General features: G+C 73.5%; 1 protein-coding gene and 2 pseudogenes. All 3 read right to left on the bottom strand.

Features of this window, described 5'->3' with window-relative positions:
- Positions 1–296, bottom strand: a pseudogene (locus ACJA3G_RS35215) (hypothetical protein); the annotation flags it as partial.
- 7 nt (positions 297–303) lie between these two features.
- The gene (mqnC, locus tag ACJA3G_RS35210; RefSeq protein ID WP_406557096.1) at positions 304–1503 is read right to left on the bottom strand and encodes a cyclic dehypoxanthinyl futalosine synthase; all 1200 of its coding nucleotides are present in this window, start codon (positions 1501–1503) and stop codon (positions 304–306) included.
- 129 nt (positions 1504–1632) lie between these two features.
- Positions 1633–2388 (bottom strand): annotated as a pseudogene (locus ACJA3G_RS35205) (serine/threonine protein kinase); the annotation flags it as partial.

Below are 2388 nucleotides of genomic sequence, written 5' to 3'. Positions count from 1 at the left end.
CTCGACGACGCCCGCCGCGCACTCCCGCCCCGGCGGGCGTCGTCGAGGGGGAAGGGCGGCGGGAGGAGCGGCTCGGTGCCGAGCGCGTCCGCCTCGCGCGGGTCCGGGTGGTACGCGCGCTCCAGCAGCTCCACCCCGGACGGGTCGGCCAGCCCCGGCGACAGCCGGCCCGGCCACCGGCGCACGCGCGCGGCGGGGCAGGCCTCGGCCAGCGACTCGTACGGGCCGATCGCCGCCAGCCGGTCGCCCTCGACCAGGACCGCGTCGCCCTCCGAGGGGGCGTGGATGGTCAGCACGACGGCGTCAGTTGGACGCCAGCAGCTTCAGCTCGGGGTGTGCCGTGCCGCCCTCGATCGCCGTCGACGAGATGTGCGACATGACCCGCTCGTCGACCGGGTCGTTCGCCGGGTCGTCGTGGACGAGCAGGTGCTCGTAGGTCGTGGCGCGCTGCGCCGGCACCCGGCCCGCCTTGCGGATCAGGTCGATGAGTTCCATGCGGTTGGAGCGGTGCCGGGCGCCGGCCGAGGAGACGACGTTCTCCTCCAGCATCACGGAGCCCAGGTCGTCCGCGCCGTAGTGCAGCGACAGCTGGCCCGCCTCCTTGCCGACGGTGAGCCAGGAGCCCTGGATGTGCGCGATGTTGTCGAGGAAGAGCCGCGCGACCGCCAGCATCCGCAGGTACTCGAAGACGCTCGCCTGCGTCCGGCCCTTCAGATGGTTGTTCTCGGGCTGGTAGGTGTACGGGATGAACGCGCGGAAGCCGCCCGTGCGGTCCTGTACGTCGCGGATCATCCGGATGTGCTCGATGCGCTCGGCGTTGGTCTCGCCGGTGCCCATCAGCATCGTGGAGGTGGACTCCACGCCCAGCCGGTGCGCCGTCTCCATGATCTCCAGCCAGCGCTCGCCGCTCTCCTTGAGCGGGGCGATGGCCTTGCGCGGACGCTCCGGCAGCAGCTCCGCGCCGGCGCCCGCGAAGGAGTCGAGACCGGCGGCGTGGATGCGCTCGATCGCCTCCTCCACGGAGACGCCGGAGATACGGGCCATGTGGTCGACCTCGGAGGCGCCGAGGGAGTGGATGACCAGCTGCGGGAAGTTCTGCTTGATGGCGCTGAAGTGCTTCTCGTAGTACTCGACGCCGTAGTCCGGGTGGTGGCCGCCCTGGAACATGATCTGGGTGCCGCCCAGCTCGACGGTCTCCGCGCAGCGGCGCAGGATGTCGTCGAGGTCGCGGGTCCAGCCCTTCTTGGTGTCCTTGGGGGCCGCGTAGAAGGCGCAGAACTTGCACGCCGTGACACACACGTTCGTGTAGTTGATGTTGCGCTCGATGATGTACGTGGCGATGTGCTCGGTCCCGGCGTACCGGCGGCGGCGCGCCGCGTCGGCGGCGGCGCCCAGCGCGTGCAGCGGCGCCGAGCGGTAGAGGTCGAGCGCCTCTTCGGGGGTGATGCGTCCACCCGCGGCGGCACGGTCGAGGACGGACTGGAGGTCGGCCTTCTCAGTCACCGGAGTGTCCCTTTCGGCAGGGTTGCGGACGGACCGCGCCAGCCTACGCCAGCGGGCCGGGCCCGCTTCGGCCCGGGTGCCGGGCCTGACCCGTACGGACCTGTACCGACCCGTACGGACCCGTGCCGCTCAGCCCGTCTGCTTGACCAGCGTCGCGTACGGCTTGCCCGCGCCCGTCTCCTTCGACTCGTACCTGAGCGTGCCGTCCGCGTTGCGGGTGAAGACCAGGATCGCCGTCCCGCCGGTGCACAGGCCCGCCGTACCCCGGCGCTCCGGGTCGGTGCGCTCCTCGACCGTGACGCTCCGGTCGGTGCCGGAGACGAGCCTGCCGACTCCGAGGCACTCCACGGTCGTGCCCAGCACGCTGATCCTGGAGGAGGTGCGCAGGACGTCCTTGCCGGTGCCGCCCGCCGTGAACACGGCCGTCAGGTCGCCGTGCGGCTGCCCGGTCGTGGACTCCGTCATCGGGCCCTTCCAGGTGCCCAGGAAGGCCCGGGGCAGCTGCGGGACGCCCGGACCGCCCGTCCCGCCGGGGGTCGAGTCCGGCGGCGGCGTGGCGGTCCTGCTGGGGCTGCCCGAGGCCGCGTCGCGCTTGTGGCCGCTGTCCCCCGGCATCAGGTCGAAGAGGAACGCGGCGCCGACGGTCGCGGCGGCCACCGCCCCCGCGACGGCCAGCGCGACCGTGCAGCTCATGCGCCGGCCCCGGCCCCGCTCGCCGGGCTCGACGGCGGTACCCACGGAGAACGAGAAGCGCGACGGCGGGGCGGGCGGCTCGGGAGCGCGCGGCCCCGGCACGGCGTCGGCGGGGCCGCCCCCGCCGCCGGTTCCGCCGCCGGTGCGGCTGTGCGCGTACGACCCGGGCGCCCCGGAACCGTACGACCCCTC

Source organism: Streptomyces sp. YS-3 (assembly GCF_045257485.1).
GTDB lineage: Bacteria > Actinomycetota > Actinomycetes > Streptomycetales > Streptomycetaceae > Streptomyces.
This window is presented reverse-complemented; position numbering and strand designations above follow the sequence as displayed.